Annotated in this window: 18 protein-coding genes; 12 read left to right on the top strand and 6 right to left on the bottom strand. The window is 65.9% G+C overall.

The features are described from left to right. Positions 1-5 precede the first annotated feature (5 nt). Complete coding sequence (locus tag NU1_RS05315) at positions 6-1,505, bottom strand: flavin-containing monooxygenase (RefSeq protein ID WP_067517952.1); 1,500 nt, start codon at positions 1,503-1,505, stop codon at positions 6-8. Positions 1,506-1,672: 167 nt separating this feature from the next. On the opposite strand from NU1_RS05315, the gene NU1_RS05310 reads away from it, so the two are divergent. From NU1_RS05310 to NU1_RS05300, 3 genes are all read left to right on the top strand, one after another. Then, positions 1,673-2,713, top strand: coding sequence for an NAD(P)-dependent alcohol dehydrogenase (locus NU1_RS05310; protein ID WP_067518366.1), 1,041 nt, complete (start codon positions 1,673-1,675; stop codon positions 2,711-2,713). A gap of 355 nt (positions 2,714-3,068) precedes the next feature. Continuing rightward, the gene (locus NU1_RS05305) at positions 3,069-4,589 is read left to right on the top strand and encodes an APC family permease (RefSeq protein WP_067517950.1); all 1,521 of its coding nucleotides are present in this window, start codon (positions 3,069-3,071) and stop codon (positions 4,587-4,589) included. 150 nt (positions 4,590-4,739) lie between these two features. After that, positions 4,740-5,027, top strand: a complete 288-nt coding sequence (locus tag NU1_RS05300) for a hypothetical protein (RefSeq protein WP_170264210.1) — start codon at positions 4,740-4,742, stop codon at positions 5,025-5,027. A gap of 76 nt (positions 5,028-5,103) precedes the next feature. Here NU1_RS05300 and NU1_RS05295 read toward each other — a convergent pair whose 3' ends face one another. Then, a complete protein-coding gene (locus tag NU1_RS05295; protein ID WP_067517947.1) occupies positions 5,104-5,739 on the bottom strand; it encodes a DUF305 domain-containing protein in 636 nt (211 codons plus the stop codon). An 88-nt stretch (positions 5,740-5,827) separates the two neighbouring features. Further along, the gene (locus NU1_RS05290) at positions 5,828-6,406 is read right to left on the bottom strand and encodes a hypothetical protein (protein WP_157551997.1); all 579 of its coding nucleotides are present in this window, start codon (positions 6,404-6,406) and stop codon (positions 5,828-5,830) included. Positions 6,407-6,672: 266 nt separating this feature from the next. Between NU1_RS05290 and NU1_RS05285 the strand changes: the two genes are divergently transcribed. The 6 genes from NU1_RS05285 (at position 6,673) to NU1_RS05260 (ending at position 14,351) form a co-directional block, all read left to right on the top strand. After that, entirely contained in the window at positions 6,673-7,590 is a 918-nt protein-coding gene (locus tag NU1_RS05285; protein WP_067518364.1) for a ribonuclease Z, read from the top strand. Between the two features lie 287 nt (positions 7,591-7,877). Beyond that, complete coding sequence (locus tag NU1_RS05280; protein WP_371859771.1) at positions 7,878-9,536, top strand: DUF885 domain-containing protein; 1,659 nt, start codon at positions 7,878-7,880, stop codon at positions 9,534-9,536. Between the two features lie 112 nt (positions 9,537-9,648). Continuing rightward, a complete protein-coding gene (locus NU1_RS05275; RefSeq protein ID WP_067518362.1) occupies positions 9,649-11,073 on the top strand; it encodes an MDR family MFS transporter in 1,425 nt (474 codons plus the stop codon). A 131-nt stretch (positions 11,074-11,204) separates the two neighbouring features. Beyond that, the gene (locus NU1_RS05270) at positions 11,205-12,380 is read left to right on the top strand and encodes a class I SAM-dependent methyltransferase (RefSeq protein ID WP_067517943.1); all 1,176 of its coding nucleotides are present in this window, start codon (positions 11,205-11,207) and stop codon (positions 12,378-12,380) included. A gap of 43 nt (positions 12,381-12,423) precedes the next feature. Continuing rightward, a complete protein-coding gene (locus NU1_RS05265; RefSeq protein ID WP_067518360.1) occupies positions 12,424-13,347 on the top strand; it encodes an LLM class F420-dependent oxidoreductase in 924 nt (307 codons plus the stop codon). 125 nt (positions 13,348-13,472) lie between these two features. After that, positions 13,473-14,351, top strand: coding sequence for a Bax inhibitor-1/YccA family protein (locus NU1_RS05260; RefSeq protein WP_067517942.1), 879 nt, complete (start codon positions 13,473-13,475; stop codon positions 14,349-14,351). Positions 14,352-14,796: 445 nt separating this feature from the next. Here NU1_RS05260 and NU1_RS05255 read toward each other — a convergent pair whose 3' ends face one another. The 3 genes from NU1_RS05255 to NU1_RS05245 all read right to left on the bottom strand — a co-directional run bounded on the left by NU1_RS05255 (position 14,797) and on the right by NU1_RS05245 (position 17,173). Next, entirely contained in the window at positions 14,797-15,135 is a 339-nt protein-coding gene (locus NU1_RS05255; RefSeq protein ID WP_067518358.1) for a DUF1330 domain-containing protein, read from the bottom strand. Between the two features lie 192 nt (positions 15,136-15,327). Then, positions 15,328-16,545 (bottom strand): acetyl-CoA C-acetyltransferase, encoded by a 1,218-nt coding sequence (locus NU1_RS05250; protein WP_067517940.1) that lies wholly within the window; start codon positions 16,543-16,545, stop codon positions 15,328-15,330. Between the two features lie 133 nt (positions 16,546-16,678). Next, on the bottom strand, positions 16,679-17,173 hold the full coding sequence (locus tag NU1_RS05245; protein ID WP_067517938.1) for a hypothetical protein: 495 nt from the start codon (positions 17,171-17,173) through the stop codon (positions 16,679-16,681). Between the two features lie 81 nt (positions 17,174-17,254). On the opposite strand from NU1_RS05245, the gene NU1_RS05240 reads away from it, so the two are divergent. The 3 genes from NU1_RS05240 to NU1_RS05230 all read left to right on the top strand — a co-directional run bounded on the left by NU1_RS05240 (position 17,255) and on the right by NU1_RS05230 (position 21,409). Further along, positions 17,255-18,646, top strand: coding sequence for a cystathionine beta-synthase (locus tag NU1_RS05240; RefSeq protein ID WP_067517937.1), 1,392 nt, complete (start codon positions 17,255-17,257; stop codon positions 18,644-18,646). 393 nt (positions 18,647-19,039) lie between these two features. Continuing rightward, on the top strand, positions 19,040-20,185 hold the full coding sequence (locus tag NU1_RS05235) for an AbrB family transcriptional regulator (RefSeq protein ID WP_084520997.1): 1,146 nt from the start codon (positions 19,040-19,042) through the stop codon (positions 20,183-20,185). A gap of 594 nt (positions 20,186-20,779) precedes the next feature. Continuing rightward, positions 20,780-21,409: a transglycosylase SLT domain-containing protein gene (locus tag NU1_RS05230; protein WP_067517935.1), complete on the top strand. Its 630-nt coding sequence runs from the start codon at positions 20,780-20,782 to the stop codon at positions 21,407-21,409. Positions 21,410-21,537: the final 128 nt, after the last annotated feature.

Here is a 21,537-nt window from a genome sequence, read left to right as displayed (position 1 = left end):
CGAACTCACTTCCCGCTCGCGGCCCGGAAGGCCGATTGTGCGGGGGACACGGTGTAGTCGGCGGGATCCGGTGCGCGCCGTATGAGTTTCTCGTACGCGCCCGGGTTCCACGGCCACAATTCGGGTAGTCCGTCCTTGCCCAGATACCAGCTCTGGCAGCCGGTGGTCCAAATGGTGCCCGGGGCGGCGGCCCGCAGGCGCGCGTTGTAGCGGTCGGTGGCCGCCCGGGTCGGTGCGACGGAGTCGAATTCACCGGCCTGCCAGCGCTTCAACCAGCGCACGATGCGATGGGACTGCGCCTCGGCGACCGCCGTGAGCGGATGGTTGGCGAAGGGACTGTGCGGGCCGACGAGCATGAACAGATTCGGGAAGTCCGGCATCATTACGCCCTCGAAGGCGCGCGGGCCCTCCGCCCAGGCCTGATCGAGGGTGCGGCCATCGGTACCGGTAATCGCCATGGGACGCATATAGGCATGGGAGTCGAATCCCGTTGCCAGCACCAGAATATCGAGATCGTGGCGGCGACCGTCGGCGGTGATCACACCGCGCGGCTGGACCTGCTCGATGCCACTGGTCACCAACTCCACGTCCGGCCGCTGCACCACCTGGTAGAAGCGGTCGGATACCACCAGGCGTTTGCACATGGCCTGATAGTCGGGAGTCAGCTTGCGTCGCAATTCCGGATCGCGCACCGACCGCAGATTCCGCTCCACCACCCACTGAATAACCCTGCGTATCAACCCCGGATGGACGAGGCCCTGCGAAAAGGCCGCGAAGGTAGCCCGATTGCAGCCGTATGCCACCTTGCCCAGCACCGGTAGCCGCCGGTACAGCGCCTTGGCCAGCGGTGAGTAGGCGCGATTGATGGTCGGCAGAATCCACTGTGGCGTCCGCTGGAACATGCTCACCTTCGGCACCTGCCCGGCCAGTGCGCCCACCAGTTGCGTCCCCGTGGACCCGGTGCCGATGACCCCGACCCGCATGTCGGTCAGATCAATGGCGGGGTCCCAGCGCGCCGAATGGATGACCGGCCCCGCGAACTCCTCGAGTCCGGGGATATCCGGCTTCTTCGGATGGTGCAGGAATCCCGTTGCGCAGAGCACGAAGTCGAAGCGCTCGACCTCCCCGCGTGCGGTGGTGACCCGCCAGTCGGCACCGGAGAATTCCGCGCCGACCACCTCGGTCCGGAATTCGGTGCGGCGATCGAGCCCATGTGTGCGTGCCGTCCGGCAGAGGTACTCCTTGATCTCCGAACCGGTCGAATATAGCTGCGACCATTCGGGATTCATGGCGAAGGTGAATTGGTAGTAGCGCGACGGCACATCGCACACCAGGCCGGGATAGGTGTTGTCGCGCCAGGTGCCGCCGAAGTCGGGCCCCTTCTCGAAGATGGTGAAGTCGCCGAATCCGGCCCGCCGCAGCGCGACGGCCGCGGCGATTCCGGATATCCCGGCACCCACGATGGCGATTCTCGGTTGGCGGCGACACGCACCCGCAACAGTCATGGGACGGCAGCCTAGACTCGAGTCTCATTTTGAGCAATGGCCGGTGTGGCATTGGATTTCGGCACGGAAACATCCTTCGCTGGACATTGAGTCATTCGCTAGACGCAGTGTATAGCGAGTGTTACGGTGTGCGCCAGATCACGCTGCGAACCCCGAAGGAATTTCTCATGCGAGCACTCCAGTGGACCGGCCCCGAAACCGTGGAGGTCCGCGATATCCCCGTTCCCGATATCGGTCGCGGCGATCTACTGATCCGCGTCGGCGCGGCGGGCGTCTGCCATTCCGACCTGACCCTGGTGAACTTCCCGGTCCGGCTGCGCGAGGATCCGCTCACCCTCGGCCATGAAGTCGCGGGCACCATCGAGGCCGTCGGCGCGGATGTCACCGGTCGCGAAATCGGGGAACGGGGTGTGGTGTACCTGTTCTGGACCTGCGGTGTCTGCCGAGAGTGCGTGAGCGGCAATGAGAATGTGTGCATCGCCGCCGGGCGCACCGCGATGCCGACCACTCCGGGCTTGACCATCGAGGGTGGAATGGCGGAATACGTTCGTATTCCGGCGACTTCGTTCGTGCCGATCGGCGATCTGGACTTCCTGCAGGCCGCACCCGTCGCCGATGCCGCTCTCACCGCCTACCACGCCATTCGAGGCGCGAAGGAGCAATTGCGTCCCGGCGGGACTGCCGTGGCCATAGGTATCGGCGGTCTCGGCCATGTGGCGTTGCAGATACTGCATGCCATCAGCGGCGTCCGGGTAATAGCCGTGGATGTGGCCCAGGAGAAACTGGACCTAGCCGCCGACTGCGGCGCGGATGTCGGCATTCTCTCCGATAACACTGCCGCCCAACAGATTCTGGATATGACCGGCGGTCGCGGCGCGGACGCGGTCTTCGATTTCGTCGGCCTGGACGCCACCGCCAAGCTCGCTGTCGAGTCCGTCGCTCCCAATGGTGCGTATCGAATGGTCGGAATCGGCGGCGGCGCACCGGAAATCACCGCCGGACCGGCCGGTGGACCGGGTTGGCCATGGGGTGCCTCGGTGCGAAAGTCCCTGGGCGGCACCCGTCGCGACCTCTTCGACTGCGTCGCCCTGGCGCAGGCGGGCAAGCTGCATATGGAGGTCGAGCGCTTCGACCTCGGCGATGGACCGGAAGCACTTCAACGGTTGGACAAGGGCCAGATCCGCGGCCGCGCGGTGTTGGTGCCCTGACCGAACCTCGTCATTTCCCGAACTCGTCACCCCGGCGTGCTCCGAGTCCGTCATCCCGGCGTGCTTTTGGCCGGGATCCACCACCCACGACAGGTGTGGATTCCGGCCAAGCGCGTGCCGGAATGACGAGAGCGAGTTGACTCGGCGGTTGCTGGACCAGCTGGTACGTACCAGTGATACGGTTTCCTGTGACGCCGACAACTCTTGTCTCACGCTGAGACCGGATCTGGCCATCGGGGCATGACCGGCGGTTGTGCCCGCTGGTCGCAATGTAGGCGAACAACTATGGCGCTGGGCGGTCACCCGTCCGGCGCCGAACTGCATTGTTGCCGAGAAGCCAGACATAGGAGACAACATGGCGATATCGGGCCCCGACCGGCATGCGACCGGTCCGGAGTCGGGTCGCAGAAGCGGCCTGTTCCGCACCAAAACGGTCGAGCAATCCATTCGCGACACCGATGAACCCGATGCCAAACTCCGCAAAGAACTGACCGCCGCGGATCTCACCATCTTCGGTGTCGCGGTCGTCGTCGGCGCCGGTATCTTCACACTCACCGCGCGCACCGCGGGCAATCTCGCCGGACCCTCGGTCTCGCTGGCCTTCGTCCTCGCCGCCATCGCCTGCGGTCTGGCCGCGCTCTGCTACGCGGAATTCGCCTCGACGCTCCCGGTCGCGGGCAGCGCGTACACCTTCTCCTACGCCACCTTCGGTGAACTCGCCGCCTGGATTATCGGCTGGGACCTCATTCTCGAATTCGCGCTCGCCGCCGCCGTGGTTGCCAAGGGCTGGTCGCAGTACCTGGGCGTGGTCATGGGTGGGCGTGAGCCGATCATGCACTTCGGCTCGATCTCCTTCGACTGGGGCGCGGTCCTGCTCATCACCGTCCTCGGGCTGCTGCTGGCGCGTGGCACCAAGCTGTCCTCGCGGGTATCCGCGGTGGCAGTCGCCATCAAGCTCGCGATCATCGCGCTCGTGATCGTGGTGGGCCTCATGTACTTCGACAAGGACAACCTCGCCCCCTACATCCCGGAGTCGCAGCCGGGCGAAACCGGCGGGGAGGGCCTGCACCAGTCGCTGTTCTCCTTCGTCACCGGCGCGGGCCACAGCACCTTCGGCTGGTACGGCCTGCTCGCCGCGGCCAGCATTGTGTTCTTCGCCTTCATCGGTTTCGACGTGGTCGCCACCGCCGCCGAGGAGACCAAGGACCCGCAGCGCAATGTGCCGCGCGGAATCCTGGGCTCGCTGGCCATTGTCACCGTGCTGTACGTGGCGGTATCGCTGGTGCTGACCGGCATGGTGCCCTACACCGAACTCCAGGGGAACAGCACCCTCGCCACCGCATTCGCGGCGCACGGCGTCGACTGGGCCAAGAACCTCATCTCCATCGGTGCGCTCGCCGGACTCACCACCGTCGTCATGGTCATGTACCTGGGGCAGACCCGCGTGCTGTTCGCCATGGCCCGTGACGGTCTGATGCCGCGCAAGCTCGCCCACACCGGTGCTCAGGGCACCCCGGTGCGACTGACCGCCATCGTCGGCGTCGTCTGTGCCGTGCTGGCCGGATTCGTGGACTTCGGCACGCTCGAGGAAATGGTCAATATCGGTACGCTGTTCGCCTTCGTGCTGGTATCGCTGGGCGTGATCGTGCTGCGCCGCACCCGCCCCGATCTGCCGCGCGGCTTCCGGGTGCCGCTGGTGCCGCTGCTGCCGATCCTGTCGGTGCTGGCCTGCGCCTGGTTGATGTTCAACCTGTCGGTCGAGACCTGGCTGCGATTCGTGGTCTGGATGGCCGTCGGTATCGCCATCTACTTCCTCTACGGCCGCCGCCACTCATTGCTGGGCAAGGCCGGGAAAGCCGCCGAAACGGCCGAGTAGCAAACTTTCGGTTCTATCTCCGAGGTCACGGTGGTGGTGTGTCGTCAAGACACCACCACCGTGTGTGATGTTCAATTGCTCTGATAATCGAGATTAGCGTCACAGGCACGCCAGCATCACCTCAGCATTCGAGAGGAACCGATTGTGAGCATGCTCCTCGCAGTGCACGACACGGTCACGACGGTCGTCGCACAGATCGGCAATCCGACGCCGGAAACGCCGCCCGTTGCCGACAAACTGATGAAACTGGTCCGCTACTTCAACTGGTTCGTACTGCTGTCGGGCGTCACCGCTATTACCTACGGCGGCGGTCGATTCGCGTGGGAGAAGTGGAGCGGCGGCGGTCTCGATTCACCGAAGATGGTGGCCGGAGCCATGATCGGCGGGGCGACCGCCACCAGCGCGGGCACCATTATGAACTCGGTCATCGGCGCCTAGCTGTCGTTGAACCCCTGCGGGCGGGTGGGTCGAATACGACCCACCCACTTCGCATTTCCCGGGGTCGGTCCGAGCTCTACAGCTGCGTGAGCATGGTGCGCATCTGATCGATCTCGGTCTGCTGCGCGGCCACGATGGCCTGCGCCAAGGTCCGGGCATCCGGGTTGACGCCCTCGGCCAGTTCGGTATTCGACATGGTCACAGCGCCCTGATGGTGCTCGATCATCATGTCCAGCCACTTCTTGTCGAAGGCCGGGCCGGACGCCAGTTCCAGGGCCGTCATCTGCTCGGGCATCATCATGCCCGGCATGCTGCCGTGACCGCCCCCGTGACCGTCCTGGGACGGCGCGGGCTCACCGAAGCTCACCAGCAGCGTGGTGATCTGCTGCATCTCCGGGGCCTGTGCCTGCTCGATGGCCTGTGCGAGCGCCACCACCTGCTGGTTCTGGCTGCGGGTCGGCACCAGCTTCGCCATTTCGACGGCCTGGGCGTGATGCGGATACATCATCTCCAGGAAGGTCACGTCGGCACTGTTGAAGTCGGTGCGCGTGGCGGCGGACGCGGAGGTGCTGGTGGTGTCGTGATTCGTGCTCGGCGTGGACGAACCGGAATCGTCGCCGCTACAACCGGCGGCGATCAGCGCGATTGCCGAAATGCCGGTGATGGCGGCGAGTTTGATACGGGTGGACGTGGCGCGGATATCGGGGAACATGGTCGTACTCCTCTGTGGATGGCTGGAATCGTGATGGAGACACGCGAAAGTTCGCTTCCGCGTGCGTAATACGCGGAAACCGGGTCCATCAGATACGCAGAATCGCCAAGTCGGCCAAGGAGAGAACCGTCCATGGCGGTGGACGTGCACGGCGGATTCGCCGCCATTGAAAGCGCACGGGGGTGTTGTCGCGGTGGGTCGGGCTCACCCAGTGCAGCACGGCCAGGGCGAGAGCGATCGCTATCGCGGTCAGCACGAAGACGCAGCCGTGCAGACTGCCGTGCGACGGTCCGCAATCGCCATCCGGGCAGGCCGGGGCGTCCAGTGCCGCGCCCGAGGGCGCTGCGCCCGCGATTGCCGCGGCAGCGGTGGATACGTCGTGGTGGTCGACGGGCGCGGGGGTATGGGCGATCTCGCGGGATATCGCCGCTGACCCGTGCGGGGCCGCCGTCTCATACGCGGCCGATGCCGTCGCGTCATGCGAAACCAATGCCGTCGCGTGGGCTACCGGAGCGATCGCGTGCGTCGTCCCGTCGGCACTGCCGTGCGACCCGCCGTGGCCCACGGTGAAGACCGCGGAGTGCATGACCACTATCCCGACGAGCAGGGCGAACAGGGCCAGTGCCCGGGCGTACCCGGTCATCCGCGCTGCCTGCCGGTCGACCACGGTGCCAGTTTAGCGACGCTGTCCAGCCTGCCCCTCATACCCCCTGCTGGTATTCGCGCAACAGCGTCGCATCCCCCCGGTGGCCGCCGGTTCCGCATTGTCACACCGTCGGTGTCGCCGCCCGTCCTTCCACCTGGTCGGTACTGTCGCGCAAACCGCCGAGACCCCAGGTGTGTCCGCTTCTGCATTGTCGCGCCGCTCGCTGTCCGGAACGCGCGGGCGCCGCCGACCGCGCATCCGCCGGGGTACGCGGTAGCGTGGCGCGCGTGTCACAGCGCGAACTGGTCATACTCGGAACCGCGAGTCAGGTGCCGACCAAACAGCGCAACCACAATGGTTATCTGCTGCGTTGGGATGGTGAGGGGCTGCTGTTCGATCCAGGGGAGGGGACGCAGCGGCAGATGATCTACGCGGGGGTGTCGGCCACCGATATCACCCGTATCGGCATTACGCACTTCCATGGCGATCACAGCCTCGGATTAGCGGGTGTGGCGCAGCGGATCAGTCTCGACAGGGTGCCGCACGCGGTCGATGTGTACTACCCGGCTTCCGGTGAGCAGTACTACCAGCGCCTGTGTAATTCCACCGCCTACCGCCATGCCGCTGACCTGCGCCCGCGCCCCATTGACGCGGGCGGTGAAATGCCTGCCCCCGATGCGGCTTTCACGCTCCGCGCGGCCCGCCTGTCACATCCGGTGGAGGCCTTCGGCTACCGGCTCGACGAACCGGACGGTCGTCGCATCGTCCCGGAACGGCTGCGCGCACTCGGACTGTCCGGCCCCGTCGTAGGCGAGTTGCAACGCACCGGCCGCATCGAATTCGACGGGCGCACCGTCGACCTCGACGAGGTGAGTGAACCCCGCTTCGGCCAGAGTTTCGCCTTCGTCATGGATACTCGCCTCTGCGACGGTGTCTACGAGTTGGCCGAGGGCGTCGACATGCTGGTCATCGAGGCCACCTTTACCGACGCGGATTCGCTGCTGGCCGAGGAATACGGCCACCTCACCGCCGGTCAGGCCGGAAAGGTCGCCGCCTCCGCCGGAGTCCGCACCCTGGTCCTCACCCATTTCTCCCAGCGCTATCGCACCCTCGAAGAACACCTCGAACAGGCGCGAGCCCAGTTCGACGGGGAAATCGTCGTCGCCGAGGATCTGGCGCGAATCCCCGTGCCGCCCAGGCGGTAGCGGCGAACCCTCGTAGTTCCGGCAGGTGCGAGCCGCCGTCATTCGACGTGCTCGGCCCCTCGTCACCCGGGCGTGCGTGAGCTCCCTCGTCATTCCGGCGTGCGTTTGGCCGGAATCCACGCCCGTGTGGAGAGATATGGATCCGGCCAAACCATGCCGGGGATGACGGGTGGTGACCGGGCAGGTCGCCGACTGCAGTGTCCAACTGCGGTGACCGAGCGGGTGAAACTCGCGGGGATTGTCGGAGCGACTGCGGCATGATGAAGTGCATGGACGCACACGACGAGTTGATCGAACTGGCGGACCGATACTGGGACACCCTGCTGGAGTCGGCACCCAGTGATGCGACCCTGTTGGGGGACAGGCGATTCGATGACCGTATCGAGGATCTGTCGGTGGCGGCCGATGAGCGGCTGCTGGCGGCCTGGCAGGGTCTGCTGGGTGAAGTCGACGCTCTCGATGCTGGGCGGCTCAGTGATTCCGATCGGATCACCCGGAGTCTGCTGCGTGCCGAATTGGCCTCGGCGGTGGAACATTCGCGGTGGCGGCCCGCCGAAATGGCATCCGATCAGATGACCGGCATCCACGCCAATATGCTCACCATGGCGCCGCAGATCAACGCGCCCCAGCCTGAGAATGCCGAGCTGTTGGTCCGGCGCTACCGGCAGTTCGGCGAACTCATGTCCCAGGCGGTGCAACGCTTCCGCGACGGTCTGGCCGCTGGGCGCACCCCCGCCCGCATCGCCATCACACGGTCGCTCAACCAGCTCGACAGCTACCTCGGTTCCGATATCGCCGCCGACCCCTTCGTCACCTTCCCCGGCCCGGACGGCTGGTCCGGCGAATCGGCTTGGCGCGCAGAGCTTGCCGAGGTGGCACGCGATATCATCCGCCCGGCCTTCGCCGCCTACCGCGACGCCCTGGCCACCGAACTCCTGCCCGCCGCCCGCTCCGACGATCAGCCCGGTCTGTGCTGGCTCGGCGATGACGGTGCCGATATCTACCGTCGCCTGCTGCGTCATCACACCACCCTGCCCGACCTCGGCGCGGACGAGATCCACGACCTCGGCCGCACCGAATTGGACAGGTTGCGAAAGGAATACGGGGATGTCGGCGCGCGCCTGTTCGACACCACCGATCTCGGCGATATCTTCACCCGGCTGCGCCGCGACCCCGGCCTGCGCTACGACAACGGCGAGGAGATCATGGCCGATGCCCGCCGCTGCCTGGCCGGTGCCACCGCGGTCATGGGCGACTGGTTCGGGAGGCTGCCCCGGCAGTCCTGCGATATCGTGCCCGTCCCGGATTTCCTGGCCGCGGATTCGCCTGCCGCGTATTACTTTCCGCCCGCCGCCGACAGTTCCCGCAATGGCGCCTACTTCGTCAATCAGTACGACGCCAAGGGTCGCAACCGCTACGAGACGGCGTCGGTGGCCTACCACGAGGCCATTCCCGGCCACCATCTCCAGCTGACCATCGCCAATGAACTCGACCATCTGCCGCGCTTCCAACGGCAGTCCTTCTCGAATACCGCCTTCGTGGAGGGATGGGCGCTCTACACCGAACGCCTCGCCGACGAAATGGGCTTGTACGCCGATGATCTCGGCCGGATCGGCATGCTCGCCGGTGACTCTTGGCGCTCCTGCCGCCTGGTGGTGGACACCGGCCTGCACGCCAAGGGCTGGACCCGCCAGCAGGCCATCGACTTCATGGTCGCCAATGCGCCGGTCGGTATCGAGGAAATCCGCATCGAGGTGGACCGCTATATCGCCATGCCGGGTCAGGCCGTCGCCTACAAGGTGGGCCAGCTGGAAATCCAGCGGCAGCGCCAGCAGGCGCGGGAACGGCCCGGATCGGCCTTCGATATCAAGGCATTTCATGATGTGGTGCTCGGCTCCAGATCGGTGAGTCTGCCGGTGCTGCGCGAGCTCGTCGCCGCCCTGTGAGGTAGGTGGCGGCCCCTGGGGAATCCGTCTAGGGGGTGGCGCGGTCACCGATAGCGGCCCATGAAAGTCTTCGACTCAGCTAATGAGTCGGGCTAACGAAAGAGGGGTGCTGATGACGGCCACCGACGTCCGCGCCGGTGTCGGCTTCCGATCCGAACGCGGACCGCTGCTCATCTCGCTCATGATGGCGACATCGCTGGTGGCGTTGGATTCCACGATTATCGCCACCGCGGTCCTCACCATCACCGACCAGCTCGGCGGGTTCTCCCAATTCCCGTGGCTGTTCTCGATCTACCTATTGGCACAGGCGGTGACGGTCCCGATCTACGGGAAGCTCGCCGATATGGTCGGGCGCAAACCGATCATGCTCTTCGGTATCGCGGTCTTCGCGCTCGGATCGCTACTGTGCGGCCTGGCCACCAGCATGATCGCGCTCATTATCTTCCGGGCGGTACAGGGTATCGGTGCGGGCGCGGTCGCGCCCATGTCCATGACGATCGCCGGGGATGTCTACTCGGTCGCCGAACGCGCCAAGGTGCAGGGCTACCTGGCGAGCGTATGGGCCGCCTCCTCGGTTCTCGGGCCGCTGCTGGGCGGTGTTTTCGCCGAGTACGTCAGCTGGCGTTGGATCTTCCTGATCAATCTGCCGCTCGCGGCCCTGGCCGCGTGGATGCTGATGCGCAAATTCACCGAGAGCGCACCCCGGCGATCGCATCGCATCGACTACCTGGGGGCCGGGCTACTCACCGTGGGCGCGGGCGGGCTCATGCTCGCGCTGCTGGAGGGCGGCCAGGCCTGGGCGTGGAACTCGGCACAGAGTCTGGCCCTGTTCATCGGCGGCACCCTGGTGCTGATCGGTTTCGGATTCGTCGAGCGCCGCGCCGCCAATCCCATTCTGCCGATGTGGGTGTTCACCCGCCGCGTCGTGGTGGTCAGCAGTTCGATTTCCCTGCTCATCGGCGCGGTCATTCTCGGATTGACCTCGTACGTGCCGACTTTCGCCCAGGGTGTCCTCGGCACCGGCGCGCTCATGGCGGGCCTCACCGTGGGCGCGCTCACCATGGGTTGGCCGCTGGCCGCCTCGCAGGCGGGAAAGGTGTACCTGCGCATCGGTTTCCGTCGTACCGCCGTCATCGGCAGTTCGCTCGGCACGGCGGGTGCGCTCACCCTGCTGCTGGTCACCGCCGAGTCCGGCCTGTTGCAGATCGCGGTCGGCTGCTTCATTGTCGGGGCCGGTATGGGCCTGGTCGCCACGCCGACCCTCATTGCCGCCCAGACCACCGCCGACTGGTCCGAACGCGGGGTGGTCACCGCGACGAATATGTTCTGCCGATCCCTCGGCAGTGCCCTCGGCGTGGCCGTTTTCGGCGCGCTGGTGAACTCCCGGGTCGGCGCCACCGATCACCCGGCCCCGGAGATCCTCGCCCCCGCCATCCACATGGTGTTCATCGGCGTCGCGGTCATGGCGGCCGTGATGGTGGCGGCCTCGACCATGATGCCGCGCCCTCGACAGGCGAAAGATCAGCAACCCGATTAGCCGCAAAATCCGCGTGGGAATCGCGCGGGGTTTTCCGTGTCGCTGAATGGACGCGCGGCTACGACGCCGTTGCTCAGCACAATGAACCGGCCGAATGGGACGGCGCGGCAATGATCTAGCACACTGTAGGTGTGGTTGAGGTCGAGGACGTATTGAGCCGGTTGCGGCGGTATCCCGATGTGGAGGCGGTGAACCTCTACGCGGTCGACGCCGCGGATCGGTTGCTGCTCGATGTTGCCGCCGATTCCCTTGCCGCAGCGGGCAGCGGACGGGTCGCGGTGATCGACGACGGGTACGGCGCGCTCACGCTCGGCGCGATCGCCGCCCACGATCTGCGCGAGGTGCGGGTGCATCAGGACCTGCTCACCGGCGAGCAGGCGCTGGCCAATAATGCCCGCCTGGTCGGACTCAGCGACCGTTACGTCGCGCATGAACTCGGCCGCGGTCTGCTCGAGAATGTGCGCGTGGTGCTGTTGCGACTGCCGCGTGCCCTGTCCGGGCTGGCGGAGATCGCCGACGCCATTGCCCGCTACGCCGATCCACAGGTCGAGGTTTTCGCGGGCGGTCGCGATAAGTACCTGACCCCCGCCATGAACGAGGTACTGGCTGAATCCTTCGACTCGGTGCGCGCCAGTCGTGGACGGCAGAAGTCGCGCGTACTACTCGCCACCGATCCCAAAACCCCGGCGGCACCGCCCTTCCCGGTGCGCAATCGACTCGAGGACCGCGAGCTCGATGTGGTGGCACACGGTGCGGCCTTCTCCGGCTCGCGCCTGGATATCGGCACCCGCTTTCTGCTCGACTATCTACAGCGGATGAAGCCCGATGCCCGCGAGGCCATCGATCTCGGTTGCGGTACCGGCATTCTCGCGGTCGCGCTCGCCAAAGCCCGTCCGGGCCTGCGGGTCACCGCGACCGACCAGTCGGCGGCCGCGGTGGCCTCCACTCGGGCCACCGCCGAGGCCAATGCGGTCGCGGGGCGGGTGACGGTGGTGCGCGATGACGCCATGTCCACTGTGCCCGACCACAGTGCCGATCTGGTGCTGTGCAATCCGCCGTTCCATGTCGGGGCGGCCGTGCACACGGGTTCGGCCATCAAGATGTTCCAGCAGACCGGCCGGGTGCTGCGACCGGGCGGTGAACTGTGGACCGTCTACAACACCCATCTCAACTACCGCGGTGTCATGGAGCGCATGGTCGGGAGGACCGAGGTGATCGGCCGCAATCGCAAGTTCACCGTGACGCGGTCGGTACGCGGCCTGCACGACAGCAGCACCTTCGACAGTGGGTTCGACGACGGCCGGTAAGCCGACCACACGGTCCGGCGAGCAGAATGGACGCATGCCCCGAATCGATCTTCGAATCTTCACCGAACCGCAGCAGGGCGCGTCCTATGACACCCTCCTCGCCGTGGCCAAGGCCACCGAGGATTTGGGATACGACGCCTTCTTCCGCTCCGACCACTACTTGAAGATGGGTGACGGCGACGGGCTGCCTGGCCCCACCGACGCCTGGACCACCCTCGCCGGACTCGCGCGGGAGACCCGGCGCATTCGGCTCGGCACGCTCATGACCTCGGCCACCTTCCGCTACCCGGGCGTCCTCGCCATCCAGGTCGCCCAGGTGGACGCCATGTCCGGCGGTCGCGTCGAATTCGGTTTCGGTGCGGGCTGGTTCGAAGCCGAGCACGCCGCGTACGGCATCCCGTTCCCGGACGAGAAGTTCGCGCGCTTCGAGGAACAGCTCGCCGTACTCACCGGCCTGTGGGGCACCCCGGCGGGGGAGACCTTCAACTACGTCGGCAAGCACTACAGCCTCACCGATTCGCCCGCGCTGCCCAAGCCCGCGCAGGCGAAGATCCCGGTGATTATCGGCGGGCTCGGCGCCAAGCGGACACCGCGCCTGACCGCGCGGTACGCGGACGAGTTCAATATTCCGTTCGCCTCCATCGAGGACAGTGCCGCGCAGTTCGCACGGGTGCGCGGTGCTGTCAAGGAGGCTGGACGCGATCCGGAGGAACTGGTCTACTCCAACGCTTTGATCGCCTGCGTGGGTTCCGACGATGCCGAGGTCGCCCGTCGCGCCGCCGTGATCGGCCGCGAAGTCGACGAGCTGAAGGCCAATGGTCTGGCCGGTAGTCCGGCGGAGGTGGTCGATAAGATCGGCCGCTATGCCGAGACCGCCGGGACCAGCCGGATCTACCTGCAGATGCTGGATCTGAGTGACCTCGACCACCTGGAGTTCATTGCCGATAAGGTCATGAGTCAACTCTGAACGGTAAAGTCCGTTTTGTCCGATGCACGGTGGGTGTCGGGAACCGCTGCCCGCCGTGACACGTTGGAGACTTTAAGAACGAGGCCACGAACTCCGTGCGCCACGACTCCAGAAAGGGACGCGCCTTGCGCACCACAAGCAACCCGGTCTTCAAGAACCTGTCGAAGCAGCAGCCGCAGGGCGGTGGCTACGCCGGCTTCGGGTCGGCGACCGCTGGAGCCGGACAATTCACGCAGCAGCCTTACGGCTATGGCCAGCAGCCGCCGGCGGGTTACCCGCCGTATGGAAACCAGCAGATGCCGGTGCCCACCACGCGGCCCATGACCATCGACGATGTGGTCACCAAGACCGGCATCACGCTCGGTGTGGTCACCCTCGGCGCGATTCTGTCCTACGGCCTTACCTCCGCCAACCACAATCTGGCCCTGCCGCTCGTCCTGGTCGGCGGAATCGTCGGCTTCGTGCTCGTGCTGGTGGCGGCCTTCGGTCGTAAGCAGGACAACCCGGCCATCGTGCTGAGCTACGCGGGGTTCGAGGGCCTGTTCCTGGGCGCGCTGTCGTACATGTTCACCGGCGTCGAATTCGGCGGTGTCGGCGGCGCGGGCATGATCGCGCAGGCGGTGCTCGGCACCTTCGGTGTGTTCTTCGGCATGCTGGTCGTCTACAAGACCGGCGCCATTCGCGTCACCCCGCGGTTCACCCGCATGATCGTCGGCGCCATGATCGGCGTCCTGGTCCTGGCACTCGGCAATATGGTCGCCGCGTTCTTCACCCCGGGCGGTTTCGGTCTGCGCGACGGCGGCCCCATCGCCATCATTTTCAGCCTCGTGGTCATCGCCATCGCGGCGTTCAGCTTCCTGCTGGACTTCGACGCCGCCGATCAGCTGATCCGCGCCAATGCCCCCGCGAAGGCGGCCTGGGGCGTGGCACTGGGTCTGACGGTCACCCTGGTGTGGCTGTACATCGAGATCCTGCGACTGCTGTCGTACTTCAACAACGACTAGGGCCAACTCTCGGGACTCTCAGGGGCTTCGCCCCCGAACCCCGATAAGCGAAACGACTCTCGGGGAGTCCGCCTCACACGAGGCGGGCTCCCCGAGCCGTTCTCGCCGGTGCGGCACTCGCGCTGGTTCTCGTGTCGGGGCGGGAGCCTCGACCTAGCGTCTTACGGAGCTTGAACGTGTAATGTCGCGTCCCCTCGTCATTCCGGCGTGCTTTTGGCCGGAATCCACCTTCGACGAGTAGTGGATTCCGGCCAAAAGCACGCGGGGATGCCAGGGTCGGCTGGCGATATCGTCCAGCTCAGTAGGACGTGGGACTCGCTGGGAGCCCTGGGGTGAGTCGGGGAAATCAGGGCTACCGCCCTCGGGACGAAATGAGCGGGCGGGCACCGGGTTCGGTGCCCGTCCGCTGTCGTGTCCGTCCGCTGTCCGCTCCGCGGAGCGGGAATCAGCGCTGAATCCCGAACTGCGTCAATAGGTCGACTGACTTGTGGTCGTCTCCGCAGCCCTCGGCGAGGATTGCGACGCTGGTGGTGTTCTCGACTCGGAGCGGCAGGATCTCCTGGTATGCGGGGGAGCGGTACCAGTCCATGGCCGTTTGGTATTCGGGGAATTCCAGGATTACGACGGCGGCATTGGCGGGGCCTTCCGCAGCCTTCTGCCGTCCACCGTGGGCGAGGAACTTCCCGCCGTAGGGCGTGAGCGTCTCGTCGATCTTTTCGATGTATTCGATGAGCTCGGCATTGAAGTCGACGTCGTACATGTAGGCGACCGCGTAGGTGGGCATCTGTGACTCCTCGGTGGGAATTGCTCTGCTGCTCTTGATGCTTCCCATTCCCGCGTTCGAAGTCGATTACTCAGCAGGTAATAGCGGGTGTGGGGCAACGCCCCCGCTCTTCCGCCGAACGACTTGGGCCGCCCGACCGTAAGGTCGGGCGGCCCAATCAGCTTCCCAGCCGGGCTGCGGAAATGCCGCGACTCAGCTGAGGCGCTCGATGACCATCGCCATGCCCTGGCCGCCACCGACACACATGGTCTCCAGACCGAACTGCTTGTCCTGGGTCTGCAGGTTGTTGATCAGCGTCGCGGTGATGCGGGCACCGGTCATACCGAACGGGTGGCCCAGCGCGATCGCGCCGCCGGACACGTTCAGCTTGTCCTCGTCCATCTTCAGCTCGCGGGCCGAGCCGAGCACCTGCACCGCGAAGGCCTCATTGATCTCGTAGAGGTCGAGGTCGCCGATGGCCATACTCGCATTGCCGAGGGCCTTGCGAACCGCCTCGATCGGGCCGAGGCCCATGACCTCGGGGGACAGGCCGGAGACACCGGTGGACACAATGCGGGCAAGGGGGGTCAGGCCCAGCGCCTTGGCCTTGGTGTCGCTCATGATGACCAGTGCGGCCGCGCCGTCATTGAGCGGACAGGCGTTACCGGCGGTAATGGTGCCGTCGGGACGGAAGACCGGCTTCAGCTGCGAGATCTTCTCGTAGGTGGTGCCGGCGCGCGGGCCGTCGTCGGTGCTGACAACGGTGCCGTCGGGCAGCGTGACGGGGGTGATCTCCCGCTCGAAGAAGCCCGACTCGATGGCCTCTTCGGCCCGGTTCTGCGAACGCACGGCCCAGTGGTCCTGGTCCTCGCGGGAGATACCGGTGAAGGTGGCGACATTCTCCGCGGTCTGGCCCATGGCGATGTAGACGTCCGGCAGGATGTCGTTCTCGCGCGGGTCGGTCCAGGTGGCGTTCGACTGCGCGGTGGCCGCGGTACGGGCCTCGGCCTCGGCGAACATCGGGTTGTGGGTGTCGGGCCAGCCGTCGGCGGTGCCCTTCGGGAAGCGCGAAACCGTCTCCACACCGGCGGAGATGAACGCGTCACCCTCGCCCGCCTTGATGGCGTGGAAGGCCATCCGGGTGGTCTGCAGCGAGGAGGAGCAGTAGCGGTTGAGGGTGACACCGGGCATGAAGTCGTAGCCCAGCTGCACGGCCACCGCGCGAGCCATATTGAAGCCGGCCTCGCCGGCGGGCTGACCATTGCCCAGCATCAGGTCGTCGATATCGGACGGGGCGAGCGAAGGCACCTTGTCCAGCGCCGCACGCACCATCTGAGCCGCGAGGTCGTCGGGTCGCATGCTCACCAACGAACCCTTGCCGGCGCGGCCGATCGGCGAACGGGCATACGAAACGATGACGGCCTCTGCCATGAGGACTCCTTATTTGCAGGGGGTGAAGAACCACTTCGAATCTACGACGGCCGTGTGAGCGGGGAAACATCCGGTATGCCGGTATCCCAGGCAGTGACGGTGGGATTTCTCACTGGGCAGCTGTTTCGGCGGTTCAGTCGACTGCTTCGGCGGGCGCCGGTTCCGGTGCATCGGCCACCGTGAAGCTCCCGCGTTGCGGCACATTCGGCATATCCGTGTAGACCGTGACGTCGATGCGGCCCGGCCCGGTGTCCTGGAACAACGCGTACTGGATGCTGCCGTAGATACCCGCCACCACGGTCACTCGATATTCGCCGACCGCACCGGTATCCATATTTCGCCAGGCGACCGTGGTGACCGTCTCGCACAGCGGCGCGAACGAATAGGGGCCCGGACCCACTCCGGCGATGGGCAGCGCTTGCACATTGAAGATGGCCCGCCCCGGGAATTCCTTACCGGTCTCGGCCCAGGTGCGAATGCTGCCCCCGCAGTAACCGTTGCGCATAAGGCTTGGTACCTGCGGGAATTCAACGGTCTGCGCGGAGGCGGGTGCGGCCGCGACGACCACCGCGGCGGCGGCGAGACTTACGAGCAAGGCGGGGATGCGAACGCTCGACGGCGACCTCATGCCTCGAGGGTAGTGGCCCGCAATCGCCGCGGGCCCGACGTGCGCGAAGGCCCGGATCTCCTTTCTGCAACGATGGGGGGTATGCGCATCGCTAACCATGTCGTCGATCTGATCGGCAACACCCCACTGGTCCGGCTGAACTCCGTGGTGGGTCCGAACTCGGGACTGGTGGCGGCGAAGGTCGAATACCTCAATCCCGGCGGAAGTTCCAAGGACCGTATCGCCGTCAAGATGATCGACGCCGCCGAGGAAGCCGGATTGCTGAAGCCGGGCGGCACCATTGTCGAGCCGACCTCCGGTAATACCGGTGTGGGTCTGGCGCTGGTCGCGCAGCAGCGCGGTTACAAATGCGTCTTCGTCTGCCCCGACAAGGTCAGCGAGGACAAGCGCAACGTTTTGCGCGCCTACGGCGCCGAGGTCGTGGTCTGCCCGACCGCCGTCGCGCCGGAGGATCCGACCAGCTACTACAACGTCTCCGACCGCCTGGTGCGGGAAATCCCGGGCGCGTGGAAGCCGGACCAGTACTCCAACCCCGGCGGCCCCGAGTCGCACTATGAGACCACCGGTCCGGAAATCTGGGCCGATACCGACGGCAAGGTCACCCACTTCGTGGCGGGCGTCGGCACCGGCGGCACCATTTCCGGCACCGGCAAGTACCTCAAGGAGGTCTCCGGCGGCAAGGTGAAGATCATCGGCGCGGATCCCGAGGGCTCGGTCTACTCCGGCGGCACCGGACGGCCGTACCTGGTCGAGGGCGTCGGCGAGGATTTCTGGCCCAGCGCCTACGACGCGGCCATCCCCGATGAGATCATCGCCGTCTCCGATGCCGATTCCTTCGAGATGACCCGTCGCCTCGCCCGGGAAGAGGGCCTGCTCGTCGGCGGTTCCTGCGGTATGGCCGCGGTCGCGGCCCTGAAGGTCGCCGAGCGCGATCCCGACGCCGTGGTCGTGGTGCTGCTGCCCGACGGTGGCCGCGGCTACCTGTCCAAGATCTTCAACGATCAGTGGATGCAGTCCTACGGCTTCCTGCGGAGCCGCCTCGACGGCTCCACCGAAGAGCCCCTCGTCGGCGATGTGCTGCGCGGCAAGTCCGGCGCACTCCCGGACCTGGTGCACACCCATCCGCAGGAAACCCTGCGCGACGCCATCGAGATCCTGCGGGAGTACGGCGTCTCCCAGATGCCGGTCGTCGGCGCGGAACCCCCCGTCATGGCGGGCGAGGTCGCGGGCAGCGTCACCGAGCGCGACCTGCTCTCCGCGGTCTTCGAGGGCCGCGCCCACCTCACCGATTCGGTGAAACAGCATATGAGCCCCGCCTTCCCTCTTATCGGCTCCGGCGAACCGGTCTCCTCGGCCACCAAGGCCCTGGAGAGCACCGACGCCCTCATGGTCGTCGAGGACGGCAAGCCGGTCGGCGTCATCACCCGCCACGACCTGCTGGGCTTCCTGAGCACGGGAGCCCTCGGCCACTGAGGCTGAATCCGAAGTGAGCTGAAAACGTCAGTGCCGCGCCTACTTTCAGGCGCGGCACTGTGTTGCTAGCCCGCATTGTCTCCCCGTCATTCCGGCGTGCTTTTGGCCGGAATCCACACTCGAATGGGTGCCGCGCAGTCTGGATCCCGGCCAACAAGCGCGCCGGGATGACGGGTGGTTCTTCACGAAACTTGCGGTTCATCCGGTCGCCCGCTGAGCGGCCGCCCGGCACGCAATGACGACGGTGATCCGGCCGCGGTTATGACGGCAGTCGTGCCGCGATGACCCGCCAGACAGCCGTACCCACAGTGCGGTGGGAATCACTACGGCGTGTCCGCCACGATAACTGGCTTTTAACTGCCCGTTCATACTCGGCGAGAACGATCAACTGGCATGAACCGGTGGCAGGTGGTCTCGTGGGCGGCGCTCCTCGTCGTGGTGCTCGGTATCGCGGAACTGCTGGAGCGCACCCGATTTCCCGCACCGCAGATGGTGGTGGCGATCGTGGCCGGGGCGGGGTTGGCGATGATGAGGTGGCTACCCGCGCCGCTGCCGCGTGAGGTGTCGCTCGGGGTGCAGGCCATGCTCGGTGTGCTCATGGGTAGCTATCTCGAGGTGTCGCTACTGTCCACGATCGGGTGGGAGCTGCTGCCGGTTTTGGTGGTGACCGCCGCGACGGTGCTGGTGAGTATCGGAATCGCGGTGGTATTCGCGCGAATTGCCAAGGTGGAGTTGCCGACTGCCACGCTCGGACTGTTGGCGGGTGGATCGGCGGCGGTGGTGGCGGTGGCCGATGAGCTCGAGGCCGACCCGCGGCGGGTGGCGTTCATGCAGTATCTGCGGGTGGCCATGGTGGCATTGAGTGCGCCCGCCCTGGCGGCGATACTCGATGACGGTGACCGGAAAGACTACGGCGCAGCCACATTGGGCGGTTCGGTCACCAATCCCGATCTGCCGCACTGGATGCTCGTCGGTCGCGGCGATCAGGTTGCCGGGCTGTCGATCGCGATTGTGCTGTGCCTCATCGGTATTCGCGTCGGTCGACGGCTGCGCCTGCCGAGTCCCGCACTCATCGGCCCGATGGTGCTCACCGCGCTGCTCACGGCGTTCGGTGTCAGCCACGGCTACGCGCCGACCAACCTGTTGAAGGAATTGCTGTTCGTGCTCATCGGTTTCGAGGTCGGTACCCGGTTCACCCGCAGCGTGGTGGTGGAGATGGCTCGCATGATCCCGGGCATGACCGCCGCTATCGTGGCGCTCTCCAGCCTGGTCGCGGCACTGGCCCTGGGGTTGACCCTGCTGGTGGACCTGGAACTGTCCGACCTGTATCTGGCCACCACCCCCGGTGGAATCAATGCCGTTCTGGCCACCGCCGAGGGTATGGATGCCAATATGCCCCTCATTACGAGCGTGCAGAGCATCCGCCTACTGCTGATGGTGCTGCTGCTTCCTCTGATCATGCGCGCTCTGCGCCGACAATTCGGCCGCGCACGCGCGGTTCCGCGAGTCGATGCCGAGCTGGTGCCGGTTACCCCTTGAGCGCCGCGGCGGTCCGAATCCATGCCGCTGACCGCCGGTAATGTGGTCACGACGGGGGGCGTGGGACGCCCCAAACCGTTAGCCAATCGATTGCGACACGCCGATAAATGGTCAAATTCGACCTTGTCGAGCAAGATACGGTAACTTTTTGAGTGAGCTGCATCACTTTCAGTTTGGAACAGAATGGCCAGGTCAGGGCTGGAATTCGACCAGGTGAGCGAAACTTACATTGGTGAGGTTCACCTGTGGTTCAACTGTAGTTCAGGCGGCGTTCATGTAACGCAATCAAGCTGTGACCTTGCAAGAAACAGACCGCAAGTCTGATTGGCGCGAGGAGTTTGAACGCTGATGCGGAAAACGATGACGACGCCGGTGCCGGGAGGCATCGCGGCCACATTGGCCGTTCACGTCGCGTAGGCAAGTGCACCTCGCGCGCTGCTAGGGATTGAATCCTCTTCGCCCGTAACGGGTTTGAATGCAGCCCCGCATCCACAAACCGATAGCGCACAGCGGGCGCCTCCCGGCGCTCGCGTACTTCAGCGCTGTCCTCCAGGCCAAGCGACGGCCGAGACCGACAAGGAATCCTACTTCGCCATGCCCACAAGAACCCTGAACGCACTGAACTGTCCCCATAAACGTAGCAAGGTGGTTGCCGCCGCCCGTACCGCCAGCGCCGCTGTGCTCGCGGTCGGCGTTTTCGGCGCCATCGCTACCGCTGGCGGTAACGCCACCCCCGGTGAGGTCCAGAAGGTCGCCCTGGCCGAGACCCTCGCCGCCGCCGCCCCTGCCGCGGCCGCTGCTCCGGCCGCCGAGGCGCTGCCCGATACGGCTCCCGCGGCAATGCCCGCCCCCGAACTTCCGGCCCCGGCCCCCGCGCCCGCGCCGGCTCCCGCCCCGGCGTATGAGAACAACCTCGACGGTTGGATCCGCCAGGCGCTGGACATCATGCATGCCAAGGGCATCCCCGGCAGCTACGACGGCATCTTCCGCAACATCATCCGCGAGTCGAGCGGCAACCCGGCGGCCATCAACCTGTACGACTCCAATGCGGCCATGGGCATTCCGTCCAAGGGCCTGCTCCAGGTGATCGACCCGACCTTCGCTGCCTACCACGTGGAGGGCACGCCGTTCGATGTGTGGGATCCGGTCGCCAATATCGTGGCGGCCTGCAACTACGCGGCGCACCGCTACGGCTCGATGGACAACGTCTTCGGCGCGTACTGATCTCGCGTCCCACAGGCGCCCGGACACCCTAATTGGCAACTTTTTCGCAAACTGCCAATTGGGGTGTTCTTCTAGGGGGTATAACCGCCTGTGGAGCTAGTTCTGGCAACCCGGCTGGAACGGATAGC

It is taken from the genome of Nocardia uniformis NBRC 13702 (assembly GCF_001613345.1).
Taxonomy (GTDB): Bacteria; Actinomycetota; Actinomycetes; order Mycobacteriales; family Mycobacteriaceae; genus Nocardia; species Nocardia uniformis.
The sequence above is the reverse complement of the archived record's forward strand: the minus strand, read 5'-3'. Positions and strand labels throughout refer to the sequence as shown.

Coding starts and splice junctions, on each gene's coding strand:
- NU1_RS05315 (WP_067517952.1), bottom strand. CDS start 1,505: ATGACTGTTGCGGGTGCGTGTCGCCGCCAACCGAGAATCGCCATCGTG.
- NU1_RS05310 (WP_067518366.1), top strand. CDS start 1,673: ATGCGAGCACTCCAGTGGACCGGCCCCGAAACCGTGGAGGTCCGCGAT.
- NU1_RS05305 (WP_067517950.1), top strand. CDS start 3,069: ATGGCGATATCGGGCCCCGACCGGCATGCGACCGGTCCGGAGTCGGGT.
- NU1_RS05300 (WP_170264210.1), top strand. CDS start 4,740: ATGCTCCTCGCAGTGCACGACACGGTCACGACGGTCGTCGCACAGATC.
- NU1_RS05295 (WP_067517947.1), bottom strand. CDS start 5,739: ATGTTCCCCGATATCCGCGCCACGTCCACCCGTATCAAACTCGCCGCC.
- NU1_RS05275 (WP_067518362.1), top strand. CDS start 9,649: ATGACGGCCACCGACGTCCGCGCCGGTGTCGGCTTCCGATCCGAACGC.
- NU1_RS05255 (WP_067518358.1), bottom strand. CDS start 15,135: ATGCCCACCTACGCGGTCGCCTACATGTACGACGTCGACTTCAATGCC.
- NU1_RS05250 (WP_067517940.1), bottom strand. CDS start 16,545: ATGGCAGAGGCCGTCATCGTTTCGTATGCCCGTTCGCCGATCGGCCGC.
- NU1_RS05245 (WP_067517938.1), bottom strand. CDS start 17,173: ATGAGGTCGCCGTCGAGCGTTCGCATCCCCGCCTTGCTCGTAAGTCTC.
- NU1_RS05240 (WP_067517937.1), top strand. CDS start 17,255: ATGCGCATCGCTAACCATGTCGTCGATCTGATCGGCAACACCCCACTG.
- NU1_RS05235 (WP_084520997.1), top strand. CDS start 19,040: ATGAACCGGTGGCAGGTGGTCTCGTGGGCGGCGCTCCTCGTCGTGGTG.
- NU1_RS05230 (WP_067517935.1), top strand. CDS start 20,780: ATGCCCACAAGAACCCTGAACGCACTGAACTGTCCCCATAAACGTAGC.